Genomic DNA, 17,003 nt, shown 5'->3' with positions numbered 1-17,003 from the left:
GGGCAATAGCGGGAATGCGTATCGACAATAGTCAGGATCCGCAGCTTCTTGCCCAGAGCCAACTGGTCATGGACAAAATCCATTGCCCAGACATCGTTCGGCCCAACGGCATCAGCGCGATCATCGCGCAGCTTCGCCTTCACACGCCGTTTTGGGGTTTTATTCCGTAGCTGCAGTCCCAAGGCCCTGTAAACGTTATAGACCATCTTAATGCTGACCTCCCAGCCTTCCCGGTCGAGGACAACGTAAACGCGGCGGTAGCCATAGCGCACACGCGTCTCACAGATCTCCCTGATCCGCCGTTTCAGCTCTGCCGGATCGGTGCGGCGGGATTTGTAGTGGTAGCTCGAGCAGTCAAATCGCAAGGCCCCACATGCCCTGCGGATCGAGACCGCCCAGTCTGCACACATCCCGCGAACCAGTTCACGCGACCGCGCCGGCTTCAGAGCTTTCGCCGAACGACGTCCTGCAACATCTGCCGGTCGAGCGTCAGGTCCGCCACGATCCGTTTCAGCCGCGCGTTCTCGTCCTCAAGCTGCTTCAACCGCCGCATCTCGTCGGGCAGCAGCCCGCCATACTTCTTCTTCCAGGCAAAATAGGTCGACTGGCCGATCCCGGCCTTCCGACAAATCTCGGCAACTGATGTGCCTTCCTCGCCCTGCTTCAGAATGAACGCCTTCTGCGCTTCCGTGAACTTCGATGCCTTCATCGTTTTCAGCTCCTGTCCCAGCCGGGGAAGGTTAGCCGAAAACTCCAGCTTCAAACGGTCCAGTTTCCGGGGATCAGATCATAATGACCGCGACAGTTCACTACGCAAGGACGCAATTCGTAAAGCTGATCGAAAAGTACGCCTTCCTGCAACTGCTGCCCTACATTCACTATGCAAAGTTCCCCAAGATCGCCGATCTTAGCAACCATTGCCGCCGAGCGCAAAACCGTGTGCGACATGTTATGTTACGACAATCGGCCACCCCCCGCTGCGCAATCGCTCGCCGATCTTTTTCTCCGAACCTCTAACGCTGTTAAGTTTAGCAATCGACATCCGTTTGCCGGTAGGATTATGCCTTCGCGGTCGTCGCCAGCGCCAATAGAGTGTCCGGTTTACCCGGGCCGATCATCGAAACGCGGGCACCCATGAATCTTCGGGAAGAGGAAGTCAGTCACCCGTCTGACCCTTGGCCAGCCAGAGCATGTTGCTTATAGCCAGGTTCCTAACCGAGCCTGAATCAAGGCGTTAATTAAAAATTACGGGCCATGAGACCAAAGGTAAGTGGTTGCAATACGTCTCATCGCGGATTGCTGATAACTAAAAACAGCTCGCTCACTACATTAATTAATTCCTCATGAGTTGAATTTCCGAAGTTAAGTAATTACTCAAATCGATCAACCACAATTCTATTAAGTCACCACTACTATCAATAATTACACACTCATTGGAATTGTTAATTTTCTTTGAAAGAACTTCGCTTGACACAATGACAGCATTTTCGACGCATAGTTTATCCACCATTCCCGGCGCACTTGCACCCGTAATGTGATGGATTTTTCGCACTCCTGCGGGCGTGCGAATAATTGCTGTCCTTGCATTATTGGGTCCGCTCCATGCGGGCCTGGCTGCAGCCGATTCCTGTGTGGCGCTGTCCCCGTCCGCTTCAAGCCACTCTGCGACGACAAATGCCCCGCCTTTAGGTTTAGAGATCGATCTTCCTTGGTCGGTCATGATGCCGACCGCATCACCATCCGCCGAAATCAGGATGGTCGGACGTTCATCGATCACCCAGATCGTCAATGCTGCGATCACACATGCTACCCCCAATGCGCGGCGTGTCATCTCTAGTCGCTTGCTGGCTTTCAGCGCTTGAACCGCGCCAAGAAACATCAGGCATGCACCGACACCCAGAAGCGGCACTACGCTGTTCGGCGGCCGCGGGAGGAGGGTCGTCGCCCCGTGCAGGCTTGAAATATACTCGGCTATGGACAGCATCCACCGTGTGCCAAGTCCCATGAACCACAGCGGGGCGCCCTCCAATCCGATCAGGCCCAGAACGGCGGCAATGGCGCCCATGGGCATGACCAGGATGCCGATGACCGGAACGACCAGCAGGTTTGCAAGGATGCCGTAATGGGCAATGCGCCCGAAATGAGCAGCCGCCAAAGGCGACGTCGCCATGCTGGCCACGAGTGACGAGAGCAGCAGCATCGCGATGGGCTTGAGCCAAAATGGCCATTTGGACGAAACACGTTGCCAAGGGCCACTTACCAGAACCAGCGCGACGGTCGCGGCAAAGCTCATCTGGAATCCAGCGCTCAGAAGCGCCTCGGGAGTGAGTGCCAGAATGACGATTGCGGCCACCGCGACGGTCCGCAGCGAGATCGCGCGTCGGTCAGCAATAATGGCCACCAGCATGACCGCCACCATGATGAATGATCGCGTCGTCGCCACATCACCGCCCGACAGCCACAAATAGAACGCCGCGGCGAAAAGCGCGCAGACCGCTGCGAACTTGTGTACTCGGCCGCTGCCGCGTCCCAAAAGACCCAAGATCGCAGTCCCGATGACCCGCAACGTGGCATAGACGAACCCGGCAAGCATGCTCATATGCAGGCCGGAAATCGACACGATGTGATAGAGGTTCGACGCCCGCATCACCTCATTCGTCTTCTCGGCAATGCCCGAGCGGTCCCCCGTCATCATCGCTGCAGATACCGCCCCGGCCTGACCGCCGATACTGTCCGCAATCGCCGCGGACAGTCGCATGCGCAGCCGGTGAAGCGCCAGCGCACCGCCCGAGCGGGCGGGCTCAACGGTCATGACAACATTGCGGGAATAGCCAATCGCACCCAGACGCTCGAACCAGGCCATACGACGGAAGTCGAAGCCACCGGGCTCTGCCGGACCGGGGGGCGGTCCAAGATGCGCGGTCAGCATCACCCGTTGACCGGGAATTGGCAGAGGATCGGGCTGGAACAGCGAAATCCGCACCCGTTCCGGCAAACGGTCGGGACGTACATCGTCCAGAACCACCTGATCCAGCGTCAGACGAAGACGGTCGCGCGCCGAACGGTCGATCTTGATCACCCTGCCCTCGACCGGGCCATAATAGCGGAAATCCAGAATGGGTGCCGCGACCAGATGCGAGCGCAGGCCGGCAAGCCCCCCACCCATCACGATCAGCAGAACGGCAAGGCAAAGGATGCGAAGTTGATCAACCACGCTCCAGCCAATCCGTCCGGTCGAGGCCAGCCTGCCCAACCGCAAAAGCAGGGCCAGCATGACAACGGCGACCAGCACCATCCCGGAATAGAGCCAGACGCCCGGCTCGAACGGAATACTGAACCATCCCCCGATGCCAAGCGCCATCCAGAACGGCACCCATGGCAGCATGCCCGCGCGAATCGAGACCGGGCTGCGCCGCAGTGCAATGGCGCGGTCAAAGCTGACGCGGGCGGCCCGACGCTGTTCCTTCCATCCGCCGGGCGGAACTGTATCGACGGCCATGTCCACAGAAACTTGTCCTTGTTCGACAGCTTGCGTATCTCTGTCGCCAAGATTGGCGTGCCATCCGTTTCGAAACGATTAACGGCGGCCGCCAAATTCCCATGTTTCTTGAATGACTGGCCCTGCTATGACCGATTCCCGCCCTGTCGTGACCCGCTTCGCCCCCTCGCCCACCGGCTACCTGCATATCGGGGGCGCGCGAACGGCATTGTTCAACTGGCTCTACGCACGCGGCCGTGGCGGTAAGTTCCTGCTGCGCATCGAGGATACCGACCGCACACGTTCCACCCCCGAAGCGACCGAGGCGATCCTGAAGGGTCTGACCTGGCTTGGCCTCGATTGGGACGGCGAGCCGGTCAGCCAGTTCGAGGGCCGCGAGCGCCACGCCGAAGTCGCGCGCGAGATGCTGGCCAACGGCACTGCCTATAAATGCTTCTCGACCCCCGAGGAAATCGAGGCTTTCCGCGAGGCCGCGCGGGCCGAGGGTCGCTCGACACTTTTCCTGTCGCCCTGGCGCGACAGCGATCCCGCGACTCATCCCGATGCGCCCTATGTCATCCGCCTGCGCGCCCCGCGCGAGGGGCAGACCGTGGTCCGTGACGCGGTGCAGGGCGACGTGACCTTTGGCAATGACCAGCTGGACGACATGATCCTGCTGCGTTCGGACGGAACGCCGACCTATATGCATGCGGTGGTCGTGGACGATCACGACATGGGCGTGACCCATATCATCCGGGGCGACGATCACCTGACCAATGCCGCGCGTCAGATCCAGATCTATCAGGCCATGGGATGGGAGATTCCGGTCTTTGCCCATATCCCGCTGATCCATGGCCCGGACGGCAAAAAGCTATCCAAGCGGCACGGCGCCGTCGGACTGCACGAATATGCGGCAAGTGGCTATCCGGCAGCCGCCATGCGCAATTATCTGGCGCGCCTCGGCTGGAGCCATGGCGACGACGAATTGTTCGGTGACGCGCAGGCGAAAGAGTGGTTTGACCTGTCGGGTATCGGCAAGGCCCCTGCCCGGCTGGACTTCAAAAAACTGGAACATGTCAGCGGTTATCATATCGCCGGGATGAACGACTCGGACCTGATGCGCGAAATCGAGGGATATCTTGCGGAAACGGCAGCCCCTGCGCTGAATGCAGTGCAGATTGCTCGGCTGACCCCGGCACTTGGCGCGCTGAAAGCCAAGGCCAAGACCCTGCCCGCGCTGCTGGAACAGGGCCATTTCGCGCTGATCGAACGTCCCGTCACCGTCGAGGAAAAAGCCGCAACGTCACTCGATACGGTATCCCGTGGTATACTGGGCGAATTGACTGCCGCATTGCAGCATGTTAGCTGGACACGCGACGACCTCGAGGCGGCCACCAAGGAAATTGGCGAGTCGCACGGGCTGGGTCTTGGCAAGATCGCGGCACCCCTGCGCGCTGCCCTTGCCGGCCGCAGCTCGACCCCGAGCGTATTTGATATGATGTTGGCGCTTGGCCGGGAGGAGACCCTGGCCCGGTTGCAGGATCACGCGGGCTGAACGCCCGCAACCATCCGGTCCCAACCGGAGAGTGTAGAAGGAGAGAGGGAAATGGCAGATAGCAAATCCGCAAAACTGCTCGTCGAGGGAAAAGAGATCGAGCTTCCGATCCTGAGCCCGACGGCAGGACCGGATGTCCTGGACATCCGAAAGCTTTATGGTCAGGCGGATGTCTTCACCTATGACCCCGGCTTCACCTCGACCGCGTCCTGCGACTCGACCATCACCTATATCGATGGCGACAAGGGCGAGCTGTGGTATCGCGGCTATCCGATCGAGCAACTGGCGGCCAAGTCGCACTACCTCGAAGTCTGCTACCTGCTGCTTTACGGTGAGCTGCCGACCGAAGACCAGATGAAGGACTTCGAGACCCGCGTCACGCGCCACACCATGGTGCATGAGCAGATGCACAACTTCTTCCGTGGTTTCCGTCGCGATGCGCATCCGATGGCGACCATGGTGGGCGTCGTCGGCGCGATGTCGGCCTTCTATCACGACTCGACCGACATTTCGGACCCGCTGCAGCGCGAGATCGCCTCGGTTCGCCTGATCGCGAAGCTGCCGACGATTGCGGCCATGGCCTATAAATATTCGATCGGCCAGCCCTTCGTCTATCCGCGCAACGACTTGGACTATGCAGCGAACTTCCTGCATATGTGCTTCGCCGTTCCGGCCGAGCCCTACCACGTCGATCCCGCACTGGCTCGCGCGATGGACCGCATCTTCACGCTGCATGCCGATCACGAGCAGAATGCCTCGACCTCGACCGTGCGTCTGGCCGGTTCCTCGGGCGCGAACCCGTTCGCCTGCATCGCCGCCGGCATCGCCTGCCTGTGGGGCCCTGCCCATGGCGGCGCGAACCAGGCCTGCCTGGAAATGCTGCGCGAGATCGGCACCGTCGACCGCATCCCGGAATACATCGCCAAGGCCAAGGACAAGAACGATCCGTTCCGTCTGATGGGCTTCGGCCACCGCGTCTACAAGAACTTCGACCCGCGGGCGAAGGTCATGAAGGAATCGGCGGACGAGGTTCTGGATCTGCTGGGCGTCCACAACAACCCGACGCTGCAGGTTGCCAAGGAGCTTGAGCGGATCGCGCTTGAGGATGAATATTTCGTCTCGAAAAAGCTGTATCCGAACGTCGACTTCTATTCGGGCATCATCCTGGAAGCGATGGGCTTCCCGACCTCGATGTTCACGCCGATCTTTGCGCTGTCGCGCACTGTCGGCTGGATCTCGCAGTGGAAAGAGATGATCGGCGACCCGCAGAACAAGATTGGTCGCCCGCGCCAGCTTTATGTCGGCGCCGACAAGCGCGATTACGTCGACCTGGGCAAGCGCTGATCAGCCCGATCGAATACAGACGGCCCCGGATCATCTCCGGGGCCGTTTCGCGTTTTCAGCCACTTGCACGAGACCCGCGCCAATGCCACACCATCTGCCATGAGTGACGCATCCAAAATCGCGCTGATCACCGGCGCCTCGCGCGGCCTTGGCGCCGCAATGGCAGAACAGCTTGCCGCGCGCGGCTGGCACATCCTTGCAGTGGCCCGCACGACCGGGGCGCTTGAGGAACTGGACGACCGCATCCGCCGCGCAGGCGGCAGCGCCACGCTGGCACCGATGGATGTGGGCCAGCCCGAGCCGATGGTGAAGCTGGCTCAGGCCGTCATGGAGCGCTGGGGGGGCCTGGACATGTGGGCGCATACCGCCGTCCACGCCGCACCGCTGGCCCCGGCAGGGCATGTCGATGCCAAAGACTTCCAGAAATCGGTCGATCTGAACATCGTGGCGACGCGGGGTCTGATCGCACTGTTCGAGCCTCTGTTGCGCGCCCGTAAGGGGCAGGCCGTTTTTTTTGACGATCCTCGCGCCGGGCAAAAATTCTTTGGCAGCTACGGTGCGACCAAGGCCGCCCAGATCGCGCTGGCGCGTAGCTGGCAGGCCGAGAACGAAAATGTCGGCCCCCGTGTCGTCATCGCCGCCCCCGCCCCGATGCCGACCGCGACCCGCGCACGATTCTTTCCCGGAGAGGACCGCGCCCGCCTGTCCCCGTGCAAGGCCGAGGCCGAGCGCATCCTGTCAGCGATCCTTTAACCAAACTCCCGGCTTGCGGCATTTCGTCTGAAATCGCCGTCGGCCTTAACCGAAGAACCCGCGACCCCATCCGCCCGCTTGCCAATCGTGGCGCTGGTGACTAGATAGGCGCGTCGCAGAATGAAAGGCCCCGTGGTGGAAAACGTCGTCCTTACCGTGCATCTGATCCTTGCTGTCCTGCTGATCGGGGTCGTGCTGCTGCAACGGTCCGAAGGCGGCGGCCTTGGCATGGGCAGCGGAGGTGGCAGCGGTGTGATGACCGGCCGCCAAGCCGCGAACGCCCTGTCGCGCGCGACCTGGATCCTTGCCGGTGCCTTCCTGGTCACCTCGCTGACCCTGACCGTCATTGCCGCGCGCAATTCCTCGGGTGGGTCGATCGTCGACCAGCTGAACATCGGCGGCGCTCAGAACGAAGAGCCCGCGACCAACCTTCCGGGCATCGGTGACTACACGCCGCCGCCCGCAGCCGGTCAGCCCATCCTGCCGCCCGTTCCGGGTGGCGCGGCGGCCCCGGCCGACACCGGCGCGGCGACGACCTCGCCCGTCACCCCGCCCGCGGCTGTTGCCCCGGCGGTTGCCCCTGCCCAGCCCGCTCCGGCGACTGAAGCTCCGGCAAAAACCAACTGATACTACACATTGGGGTGCCTCGCGCACCCCTCCACGACAGCTAGCGGTCCGTTGCGGCCACAGGACTTATCAGTTATAAATTGAGTCCCGTGAGCCGGCCAGATTCGGGCCGCGTTTTCTATTTTTTGAACTCACGGGGGCCTCGATGGCGCGTTACATCTTCATCACCGGCGGTGTGGTTTCTTCGCTTGGCAAAGGGCTGGCATCGGCGGCGCTGGGAGCGCTTCTCCAGGCACGCGGCTATACGGTCCGTTTGCGCAAGCTTGACCCTTACCTGAACGTCGATCCCGGCACGATGTCGCCTTTTGAACATGGCGAGGTCTTCGTCACCGATGACGGCGCGGAAACCGATCTTGACCTTGGCCATTACGAACGCTTCACCGGCGTCTCGGCGCGCAAGACGGACTCGGTCAGCTCGGGCCGCATCTATTCCAACGTTCTGGAAAAGGAACGCCGCGGTGCCTATCTGGGCAAGACCATTCAGGTCATTCCGCACGTCACCAACGAAATCAAAGACTTCCTCTCGGTTGGCGAGGATGAGGTCGACTTCATGCTGTGCGAGATCGGCGGCACCGTCGGCGATATCGAGGGGCTGCCCTTCTTTGAAGCCATCCGCCAATTCGCGCAGGAGCGTGCGCGCGGCCAATGCGTCTTCATGCACCTGACCCTGCTGCCCTATCTGGCGGCCTCGGGCGAGTTGAAGACCAAGCCCACGCAGCACAGCGTCAAGGAACTGCGCTCGATCGGGTTGCAACCCGACGTGCTGGTCTGCCGCAGCGAGCATCCGATCCCGGAAAAGGAACGCGCCAAGATCGCGCTGTTCTGTAACGTGCGCCCCGATGCCGTCATCCCGGCCTATGACCTGAAATCCATCTATGAGGCCCCGCTGGCCTATCACCGCGCCGGTCTGGATCAGGCCGTGCTGGACGCCTTCCAGATCAGCCCGGCCCCGCGCCCGGACCTGACCCGCTGGGAAGACGTGATGGACCGCCTGACCAATGCCGAAGGCGTGGTCAAGGTCGCCATCGTCGGCAAATACACCCAGCTTGAGGACGCCTATAAGTCGATCTCGGAAGCGCTGACCCATGGCGGCATGGCCAATCGCGTCCGTGTTCGGACCGAATGGGTCGACAGTGAGCAATTGGAAGGCGAAGGCGCGCATCTGCTTGACGGCTTCAACGGCATCATCGTGCCGGGCGGCTTTGGCGAGCGTGGCACCGAAGGCATGGTCGCCGCCGCGAAATATGCCCGTGAGAAAAAAGTCCCCTATCTGGGCATCTGCCTTGGCATGCAGATGGCGGTGATCGAAGCCGCGCGCAATCTGGCCGACATGCCCGACGCAGGTTCCGAGGAATTCGACCACGAAGCCGGCGAAACCCGCTTTACCCCGGTCGTCTATCACCTCAAGGAATGGGTGCAGGGCAATTACACCGTCCAGCGCAAGCTGTCGGATGACAAGGGCGGCACCATGCGCCTTGGCGCCTATACCGCCGTGCTGACCCCGGGCTCGAAAATCTCGGAGATCTATGACGGCGCGCTGGAGATCGAGGATCGCCACCGTCACCGCTACGAGGTCGACGCGAAATACCGCACCCAGCTTGAGGATGCCGGGCTGAACTTCTCGGGCATGTCGCCCGATGGCCGCCTGCCCGAGGTCGTCGAATATCACGACCACCCGTGGTTCATCGGCGTCCAGTCCCACCCCGAGCTGAAATCCAAGCCCTTCGAGCCCGCACCGCTGTTCGCAGGCTTCGTGCGCGCCGCGATGGACAACGAACGGCTGGTCTGATCCGGTCATCCGCGCCATGATGTCGGGACCCGATGAATGGTCCCGACATGCGCCTTGCCCTGATCCTTGCTTTCTGCGCCGGCCCCGTCTGGGCCGACGCGCCGCTGTTCGTGATCGAACAGTCCAGCCTGCCCTTTGACCTTGGTCCGGGCGCGCCCAAGAATTCACCCGGCAGGCAGGCGAACTCTCCGAACTCTGCGGCGAACTCCGCCGCCAATTCCGCGAATAGCTCGTCAAGCTACGCCAATTCGCCGCGCAATCCGGCGAATGAAAAGCGCGTGATCTTTATCTCGGACGGATCGGTCGTAGGCTATTATGCGCCAAGCGGCGTCGGCACGCTGAACCTGTTCGACATAAACGGCAAACGCGTCGCCTATCGCCCGAAAGGCAGCAAAAGCCTGTTTTCCAGCCAGGGAAAATGGTGCGGCACCGTGGCCGATGCACAGGGCGGCGGTTTTGCCTTTGGTATCATTAGGGCCTGCTCCAACCTGTTCTGACGTCTAAGCTTCACGCAACTGTCACATCGCTCCGCTAGATCGCGCGTATCGACCAAGGAGACCGAGATGAAGGACGAGAGCCCGAACGACTGGCTGCGCGCCGAGTTGCAGGACACGCTCGATGAGGATTACGAAATCGAGCTTGAGGATGCCGTCCTGTCGCGCGAAATCGCGCGCATCTATCGCGACAAGCACCCCAGCCAGATGCCGCGCCCGGAATATTTCAGCGAGCTTCTGCGCCTTCAATCCGAGCTGATCCGCCTGCAGGACTGGGTCAGCTACCACAAGGAAAAGGTCGTGGTGATCTTTGAGGGCCGCGACAGCGCCGGAAAGGGCGGCGCGATCAAGCGCATCACCCAACGCCTGAACCCGCGCGTCTGCCGCGTGGTGGCCCTGCCTGCGCCGTCGGACCGCGAAAAGACGCAATGGTATTTCCAGCGCTATGTCTCGCACCTGCCCGCCGGCGGCGAAATCGTCCTGTTCGACCGCAGCTGGTACAACCGCGCCGGTGTCGAGCGCGTGATGGGCTTTGCCACCGACAGTCAGGTCCAGCAATTCTTTGACGATGTGCCGGAATTCGAACGGATGCTGGTCCGCTCGGGCATCCGGCTGGTCAAATACTGGTTCTCGATCACCGATGAGGAACAGCAGATGCGCTTTCTGATGCGCATCCACGATCCGCTGAAACAGTGGAAACTCTCGCCCATGGATCTGCAATCGCGCGTCCGCTGGGAGGATTACACCTATGCCAAAGAAGAGATGCTGGAGCGTACCAACATCCCCGAGGCTCCGTGGTATATCGTCCCCGGCAATGACAAGAAGCGCGCAAGGCTGAACTGCATCAACCACCTTCTGGGGCAGTTCCCTTATGGCGACGTTCCCCATGACCATGTCAGCCTGCCCGACCGGGTCTTCAATCCCGATTACGAACGCGACGTCCTGCCACCCGAGCTTTACGTCCCGCAGCTTTACTGACCTGTTTCGCGGTCCTTTTCCGGGGCCGCGACACCCTGCGCGGGAATCGTTAGCAATGCTTTATTATCTTTAGCTTGAGCTGTTCCTGCACTAGACTGGCCCCATGTTTCGAAATCTGCTCAGCCGCCTCTTTCTGGATAATGCCGACCCGGCCTCTCTCCCGTCGGAAGACGCGGAAGTCGCCATCGCGGCTTTGCTGGTCAGGATCGCCCGCGCCGATGACCGCTACAGCACCGTCGAAAAGCAGCGGATCGAAACCGTGCTGGCGCGCCGCCGCGGTCTGGGCCATGCCGAAGCCGCAGAACTGCGCGCCGCCGCCGAGATGATTGAGGCCGAGGCCCCCGATACCGTCCGCTTCACCCGCTCGATCAAGGAACGCGTCGCCTTTGACGACCGCCATTCGGTCATCGCCGCTCTTTGGGAAGTCGCCTATGCCGATGGCAATCGCGGTGCCGAAGAAGAAAGCATGATTCGGCTGGTCTCGGGCCTGCTTGGCGTCAACGATCGCGATTCAGCTTTGGTCCGGCAACGCGTGCTGGACGATCTGGGAATTTCAGGTCAATAGCAGGGCACGCCGCCTCCCTGTCTTTCTTGGCAGGCAGGAAATCGTTGCAAACGCCCCTTTTATGACGCCTCATTGACTTTATGAGCCAAGATACAACCACCTCTCCGAATATGAGCCAAGGCACCACACCGGTCATCGAGATCCGAAACCTCCACAAGGCTTACGGCCAGCTCGAAGTCATTCGCGGCGTCGATCTGGTGGCCGAGCGCGGCCATGTCGTCAGCCTGATCGGCTCTTCCGGGTCGGGGAAATCCACACTTCTGCGCTGCTGCAACCTGCTTGAGGACAGCCAGCAGGGCGAGATCATCTTTGAGGGCGAGCCGGTGCGCTGGCGCGGCGAGGGCATGGGTCGCATCCCCGCCGATCGCGCGCAGGTGACGCGGCTGCGCACCAACCTGTCGATGGTCTTCCAGCAGTTCAACCTGTGGTCCCACCTGACCATCCTGCAGAACGTCATGGAAGCACCGCTCCATGTCCTGAAGCGCGATCCCGCCAAGGTCGAGGCCCGCGCCCGCGAATTGCTGGCCAAGGTCGGCATCGGCGATAAGGCCGACGCCTGGCCCGCCCAGCTTTCGGGCGGCCAGCAGCAGCGTGCCGCCATTGCCCGCGCCCTGTGCATGGAGCCGAAAGCCCTGCTTCTGGATGAGCCGACCAGCGCGCTTGACCCCGAATTGCAGCAAGAGGTCGTCCGCGTCATCAAGGACCTGGCCGCCGAACATCGCACCATGCTTCTGGTCACCCATGACATGCGCCTTGCCGCGGATGTCAGCGACCATGTCGTCTTCCTCCATCAAGGCCGGATCGAGGAACAGGGACCGCCCGCGCAGCTTTTCGGCGCGCCGCGGTCCGAACGTCTGCGCCAGTTCCTTAGCGCAACGATGGCCAGTTAATAGTCCAACAGGAGTTATAACAGTGAAAAAACTGATGCTTGCAGCGGCCGCGCTGGCCCTGACCGCCGGAATGGGCATGGCGCAGACTGTGCGCATGGCAACCGAAGGCGCCTACCCTCCCTACAACTTCGTCAACGACAAGGGCGAGCTGGACGGGCTGGAAATCGAGCTTGGCAACGAGCTGTGCAAACGCGCCGGACTGGAATGCACCTGGGTCAAGAACGACTGGGATTCGATCATCCCGAACCTTGTCAGCTCGAACTATGACACCATCATGGCTGGCATGAACATCAACGAAGAGCGCAAGAAGGCGATCGACTTTACCGATCCCTACACCCCGCCGATGCCGTCGGCCTATATGGCGCTGAAACCCGATGCCGATATCGAAGGCGGCGTGGTCGCGGCGCAGACCAACACCATTCAGGCCAGCCACGTCGCCTCGACCGGCGCGACCCTGCTGGAATTCGCCACCGGCGAGGAAACCATCGCCGCCGTCCGCAATGGCGAGGCCGATGCCGTCTTTGCCGACAAGGACTTCCTTGCCCCGGCCCAAGCGGAATCGAATGGCGAGCTGGTCTGGGTCGAAGGTCATGACACCGTCAAGCTGGGCGAAGGCATCGGCATGGGCGTGCGCAAATCCGACACCGAGCTGAAAGCCAAGTTCAACACCGCCATCGAGTCGATGAAGGCCGACGGTTCGCTGAACGCCCTGCTGAAGAAATGGTTCGGCGATAAGGCCCTGCAGTTCTAAGCTGTCAACGATGTAAGGACAGGTCTGCGCGACACTTGCCGCGCAGACCCGATTGGAGTGCCCGATGTTCGCCAGCTGCGCCGACCCCAAGACGCTCGAAGGGCTTGCATGGCTTATGTGCTACCTGACCTCAGGCAAGCACATGCTGTTTTATCTTTCATTCGGAACGGTGATCCTGCTTCTGGCGATCACCGCCCCGGTCGCGCTGCTGTTCGGTTTCGGCGGCGCGCTGGCCTCGCGCTCGCGCATTGCGCCGCTGCGCTGGTTCGGCAAGACCTATACCTCAATGGTTCGGGGCGTGCCCGACATCATCTTCTTCCTGTTCGTGCCGATCGCGCTGGATCAGGCATTCGAATGGCTGCGCGCCAAGGCCTATTGCGATCCCAGCGTGCCGATCCGGCAGGGCAATGACTTTGTCGTCTGCCCGGCGGCCAAGCTGCCACTGTCGACCGCGCCGGAATGGGTGCATCAAAGCTATGGCGTCTTTCTGGCGGTGATCGCCTTTGCCATTGTGTTTGGGGCCTTTGCCGCGAACGTGCTGTATGGCGCGATGAACGCCGTGCCCAAGGCGCAGCTTGAAACCGCCGAAGCCTATGGCATGAGCCCGCGTCAGGTGAACCGGCGCATCCTGATCCCGCAGATGTGGACCTATGCCCTGCCCGGCCTTGCCAACCTGTGGATGATCCTGATCAAGGCGACGCCGCTGCTGTTCGTCCTTGGCGTCGAGGATATCGTCTATTGGGCGCGCGAGCTGGGCGGCTCAAAAACCAGCGCCTATGCCTATCCGCACCCTGATTGGCGCATCTATTACTTCCTGGGAATTCTCGTGTTCTATCTGCTGATGACCTGGGGGTCCGAGCGCTTCTTTGACCGCATCCGTGCGCGGCTGTCTTCGGGTCAGGCCACCATGGCCGGTGAGGCCATGCGAAAGGCCGCATCATGAGCCAGTGCCTGCAAACCCTGCATGATTACGGGCTGCGCGCCATCGGCATCGGTGAACGCCTGCTGCCCCGTTCCGATTTCACCCTGTGCCAGCAGTTCACGCTGATCGGCTCGGGCTTGATCTGGAACATCTATTTCGGCGCGCTCGCGCTGTTCGTGGGCTTCTTCTTTGCCAATGCGCTGGCCGTGGCCAAGCTGAGCGGACCAGCATGGCTGCGTAAACCTGCGGAATGGTTCATCTTCCTGTTTCGCGGCAGTCCGCTGTTCATCCAGTTCTTCGTCGCCTATGAGGCGCTGGTGCAGTTGCCCCGCGCCGGGATCGACGTCTTCGGGATCACCGTCCAGACCAGCTGGTTGACCCGCGCCTGGGCCGGGGCGCTGATCGTGTTGATCCTGAACACCGCCGCCTACTCGGCCGAGATCTTCTATGGCGCGCTGCGCAACGTCCCCAAGGGCGAACTTGAGGCCGCAGACGCCTATGGCATGGCGGGCTGGACGCGCTATCGCCGCGTTGTCTGGCCGACCGCCATGCGGCTGGCATGGCCCGCCTATACGAATGAGGCGATCTTCCTGTTCCATGCCACGACGCTGGTCTTCTTCTCCAGCTTCCCGGCCTTCCAGCAGCAGGGCGACAGCCTGTATTACGCCAGCTACTTCGCCGACAAGACCTTCAACCCCTTCGTCGCCTATCCGATCGTCGCGGGTTACTTCATCCTTCTGACCCTCTGCCTGATCGGGCTGTTCGGGGTCGTCAACAGGCGGCTGAACCGCCACTTGCCCGGCGCGGCGCGGAAAATCCGCTACCGGCCCAATCTCCTCAGGTGAATTATGGACTGGTTGCACGACCATCCCGAAGTCAAGACCATCCGCGTGGCCGCCGCCGATCTGAATGGCGTCGCCCGTGGCAAGCGGATCCCGGCGCGATTTGCCAACAAGCTGCTGACCGAGGGGACGAAGTTCCCCTTCTCGGTCCTGAACATGGACATCTGGGGCGAGGATGTCGAAGACAGCCCGCTGGTGTTTCAGGCGGGCGATCCGGACGGGTTGCTGCTTCCGACCGAGCGCGGCTTCATGCCGATGCCGTGGCTGGACGCCCCGACCGGGTTGCTGCCGCTGTGGATGTTCCACCCCGATGGCCGCCCCTATGAGGGCGATCCGCGTCAGGCGCTGGCCAAGGTGGTCGAACGCTACAAGGCCGCCGGCCTGACCCCCGTCGTCGCGACCGAGCTTGAGTTCTTCCTTATCGACGATTCCGGCGGGCAGCTGCGCGTGCCGCCCAGCCCGCGCTCGGGCAAGCGCCGCACCGGGGCCGAGACGCTGTCGCTTCGCGCCCTCGACGCCTTCGACCGCTTCTTCACCGCGCTATACGACGCCTGCGAGGCGATGGACATTCCCGCCGATACCGCGATCTCCGAAGCAGCGCCCGGCCAGTTCGAGATCAACCTGATGCATCAACCCGACCCGCTGAAGGCGGCCGATGATGCGTGGCTGTTCAAGCTGCTGGTCAAGGGTCTGGCGCGCCGCTACGGCTTTGCCGGATCGTTCATGGCCAAGCCCTATGAGAGCTGGAACGGCTCGGGCATGCATATGCATTTCTCGATTCTGGATCAGAACGGCGACAATATCTTCGACAATGGTGGCGACGAGGGCTCCGAGCGTCTGCGCCACGCCGTTGCGGGCTGTCTGGCCGCCATGCCCGGCTCGACCCTGCTGTTCGCCCCGCATGAGAACAGCTACGACCGGTTGGTCCCGAATGCCCATGCCCCGACCGGCATCGGCTGGGCCTACGAAAACCGCACCTCGGCGATCCGCATTCCGTCCTCCGGCCCCAAGGCCCGCCGGATCGAGCATCGCGTGGCTGGCGGAGACGTAAACCCCTACCTGACCGTTGCAGCCGTATTGGGGGCCGCTCTGAACGGCCTCGAGGACCGCATCGAGCCCGCGCCCGCAATCCAAGGCAACGCCTATGAACAAGGCCTCGCCCAACTGCCCACCACCTGGGGCGAGGCCATCGACGCCTTTGACACTTGCCCCCAGATCAAGCGCATCTTCCCCTCGCATCTGATCGAAAACTTCGTGATGACCAAGCGTCAGGAACTGCATTACATGGCCGAGCTTTCCGACGATGAAACGGTCGAGTTGTATCTGGATACGGTCTGATGTTCCGGCCACTATAAAACTTCCTTTCGGCCGGATTTGCTTCCTTTATGGCAACCATAAAACTGCCATTGGAAAGCCAAATTCAATATTTTTTGAATAAATTCAATTGATTGGATCTTTTGTCAAGAACGCGAGCGGCGTAGCGACGCCGCTCGTTACCATTTGGGCCATGCCCTTGACCTCTGCGCCGCTCCGCTTCATCCCCTCCGCCAACCCGGGTTTCTGAATTCAACACGCCGCCGACGGTCCGTCCGCTTGGCCATGCATCGTCGCGGCGATCGGTCAAGGAACCCTCATGACCTGCATTCCCTTCATCGAAGCCCGGTTCTTCGATCCCGACGAAACCCAGCGCGCGATCGAGGACCGCCTGGTCGCCCGATTGCGCAGGTTGCGCGTGGCCGACCTCTCAGCCGTTATTCCCGCAAGCGACGAGAATGATGAGCACGCGCCTTGCCTGCCCCTTGCCCTGAGTGACCGCGAGCGGCGCAAGGTCAGCCGCCGCGTCAAGCGCCTGCTGGACCTGCGCGAAGCAGCCACTGGGCTGAGCCACCTTGTCCGTCGTCGAATGATTTGGAACAGGCGGCCTGATTTTGGACGAGAGGGTCCTGGCGCACCGGTTTGAGATTATGCCGCCTGACGCTGATGGTTCAAGCGGCGGTTCTGGATGGTCTCTTTTC

General features: G+C 61.6%; 15 protein-coding genes and 1 pseudogene. 14 read left to right on the top strand and 2 right to left on the bottom strand.

Annotation, left to right across the window (positions count from 1 at the left end; genetic code table 11):
- A pseudogene (locus GL300_RS25430) lies at positions 1 to 709 on the bottom strand (transposase); the annotation flags it as partial.
- A 624-nt stretch (positions 710 to 1,333) separates the two neighbouring features.
- Positions 1,334 to 3,499, bottom strand: a complete 2,166-nt coding sequence (locus tag GL300_RS25425; protein ID WP_155042472.1) for a ComEC/Rec2 family competence protein — start codon at positions 3,497 to 3,499, stop codon at positions 1,334 to 1,336.
- 127 nt (positions 3,500 to 3,626) lie between these two features.
- On the opposite strand from GL300_RS25425, the gene gltX reads away from it, so the two are divergent.
- The 14 genes from gltX (at position 3,627) to GL300_RS25355 (ending at position 16,948) form a co-directional block, all read left to right on the top strand.
- Positions 3,627 to 5,033, top strand: a complete 1,407-nt coding sequence (gene gltX, locus GL300_RS25420) for a glutamate--tRNA ligase (RefSeq protein WP_155042469.1) — start codon at positions 3,627 to 3,629, stop codon at positions 5,031 to 5,033.
- A 51-nt stretch (positions 5,034 to 5,084) separates the two neighbouring features.
- Entirely contained in the window at positions 5,085 to 6,377 is a 1,293-nt protein-coding gene (gene gltA, locus GL300_RS25415; protein ID WP_155042468.1) for a citrate synthase, read from the top strand.
- A 99-nt stretch (positions 6,378 to 6,476) separates the two neighbouring features.
- Entirely contained in the window at positions 6,477 to 7,130 is a 654-nt protein-coding gene (locus GL300_RS25410) for an SDR family NAD(P)-dependent oxidoreductase (protein WP_155042467.1), read from the top strand.
- Between the two features lie 135 nt (positions 7,131 to 7,265).
- On the top strand, positions 7,266 to 7,757 hold the full coding sequence (secG, locus tag GL300_RS25405) for a preprotein translocase subunit SecG (RefSeq protein WP_343043226.1): 492 nt from the start codon (positions 7,266 to 7,268) through the stop codon (positions 7,755 to 7,757).
- 145 nt (positions 7,758 to 7,902) lie between these two features.
- Complete coding sequence (gene pyrG, locus GL300_RS25400; RefSeq protein ID WP_155042465.1) at positions 7,903 to 9,546, top strand: CTP synthase; 1,644 nt, start codon at positions 7,903 to 7,905, stop codon at positions 9,544 to 9,546.
- 47 nt (positions 9,547 to 9,593) lie between these two features.
- Positions 9,594 to 10,043: a hypothetical protein gene (locus GL300_RS25395; protein WP_155042464.1), complete on the top strand. Its 450-nt coding sequence runs from the start codon at positions 9,594 to 9,596 to the stop codon at positions 10,041 to 10,043.
- A 66-nt stretch (positions 10,044 to 10,109) separates the two neighbouring features.
- Entirely contained in the window at positions 10,110 to 11,018 is a 909-nt protein-coding gene (ppk2, locus tag GL300_RS25390) for a polyphosphate kinase 2 (RefSeq protein ID WP_155042463.1), read from the top strand.
- A gap of 103 nt (positions 11,019 to 11,121) precedes the next feature.
- Positions 11,122 to 11,583 carry a tellurite resistance TerB family protein gene (locus tag GL300_RS25385; RefSeq protein ID WP_155042462.1) on the top strand — a complete coding sequence of 154 codons (462 nt, stop codon included), beginning with the start codon at positions 11,122 to 11,124 and terminating at the stop codon, positions 11,581 to 11,583.
- 80 nt (positions 11,584 to 11,663) lie between these two features.
- On the top strand, positions 11,664 to 12,473 hold the full coding sequence (locus GL300_RS25380) for an ABC transporter ATP-binding protein (protein WP_281353225.1): 810 nt from the start codon (positions 11,664 to 11,666) through the stop codon (positions 12,471 to 12,473).
- A gap of 22 nt (positions 12,474 to 12,495) precedes the next feature.
- Positions 12,496 to 13,224 (top strand): transporter substrate-binding domain-containing protein, encoded by a 729-nt coding sequence (locus tag GL300_RS25375; RefSeq protein WP_192338786.1) that lies wholly within the window; start codon positions 12,496 to 12,498, stop codon positions 13,222 to 13,224.
- Between the two features lie 64 nt (positions 13,225 to 13,288).
- Positions 13,289 to 14,167: an ABC transporter permease gene (locus GL300_RS25370; protein WP_155042461.1), complete on the top strand. Its 879-nt coding sequence runs from the start codon at positions 13,289 to 13,291 to the stop codon at positions 14,165 to 14,167.
- Positions 14,164 to 14,991 (top strand): ABC transporter permease, encoded by an 828-nt coding sequence (locus GL300_RS25365; RefSeq protein WP_155042460.1) that lies wholly within the window; start codon positions 14,164 to 14,166, stop codon positions 14,989 to 14,991. The genes GL300_RS25370 and GL300_RS25365 overlap by 4 nt, the downstream gene beginning before the upstream one ends.
- A 3-nt stretch (positions 14,992 to 14,994) precedes the next feature.
- The gene (locus GL300_RS25360) at positions 14,995 to 16,326 is read left to right on the top strand and encodes a glutamine synthetase family protein (RefSeq protein ID WP_155042459.1); all 1,332 of its coding nucleotides are present in this window, start codon (positions 14,995 to 14,997) and stop codon (positions 16,324 to 16,326) included.
- Positions 16,327 to 16,621: 295 nt separating this feature from the next.
- Positions 16,622 to 16,948, top strand: coding sequence for a hypothetical protein (locus tag GL300_RS25355; RefSeq protein WP_155042458.1), 327 nt, complete (start codon positions 16,622 to 16,624; stop codon positions 16,946 to 16,948).
- Positions 16,949 to 17,003 lie beyond the last annotated feature (55 nt).

The sequence above is a fragment of the Paracoccus litorisediminis genome (genome assembly GCF_009711205.1).
In the GTDB taxonomy this organism is placed as follows: Bacteria; Pseudomonadota; Alphaproteobacteria; order Rhodobacterales; family Rhodobacteraceae; genus Paracoccus; species Paracoccus litorisediminis.
The sequence above is the reverse complement of the archived record's forward strand: the minus strand, read 5'-3'. Positions and strand labels throughout refer to the sequence as shown.

What these genes read in the sequence shown, in the direction of transcription:
- GL300_RS25425 (WP_155042472.1), bottom strand. Translation starts at nt 3,499, where the DNA reads ATGGCCGTCGATACAGTTCCGCCCGGCGGATGGAAGGAACAGCGTCGG.
- gltX (WP_155042469.1), top strand. Translation starts at nt 3,627, where the DNA reads ATGACCGATTCCCGCCCTGTCGTGACCCGCTTCGCCCCCTCGCCCACC.
- gltA (WP_155042468.1), top strand. Translation starts at nt 5,085, where the DNA reads ATGGCAGATAGCAAATCCGCAAAACTGCTCGTCGAGGGAAAAGAGATC.
- GL300_RS25410 (WP_155042467.1), top strand. Translation starts at nt 6,477, where the DNA reads ATGAGTGACGCATCCAAAATCGCGCTGATCACCGGCGCCTCGCGCGGC.
- pyrG (WP_155042465.1), top strand. Translation starts at nt 7,903, where the DNA reads ATGGCGCGTTACATCTTCATCACCGGCGGTGTGGTTTCTTCGCTTGGC.
- GL300_RS25395 (WP_155042464.1), top strand. Translation starts at nt 9,594, where the DNA reads ATGCGCCTTGCCCTGATCCTTGCTTTCTGCGCCGGCCCCGTCTGGGCC.
- ppk2 (WP_155042463.1), top strand. Translation starts at nt 10,110, where the DNA reads ATGAAGGACGAGAGCCCGAACGACTGGCTGCGCGCCGAGTTGCAGGAC.
- GL300_RS25385 (WP_155042462.1), top strand. Translation starts at nt 11,122, where the DNA reads ATGTTTCGAAATCTGCTCAGCCGCCTCTTTCTGGATAATGCCGACCCG.
- GL300_RS25380 (WP_281353225.1), top strand. Translation starts at nt 11,664, where the DNA reads ATGAGCCAAGATACAACCACCTCTCCGAATATGAGCCAAGGCACCACA.
- GL300_RS25370 (WP_155042461.1), top strand. Translation starts at nt 13,289, where the DNA reads ATGTTCGCCAGCTGCGCCGACCCCAAGACGCTCGAAGGGCTTGCATGG.
- GL300_RS25365 (WP_155042460.1), top strand. Translation starts at nt 14,164, where the DNA reads ATGAGCCAGTGCCTGCAAACCCTGCATGATTACGGGCTGCGCGCCATC.
- GL300_RS25360 (WP_155042459.1), top strand. Translation starts at nt 14,995, where the DNA reads ATGGACTGGTTGCACGACCATCCCGAAGTCAAGACCATCCGCGTGGCC.
- GL300_RS25355 (WP_155042458.1), top strand. Translation starts at nt 16,622, where the DNA reads ATGACCTGCATTCCCTTCATCGAAGCCCGGTTCTTCGATCCCGACGAA.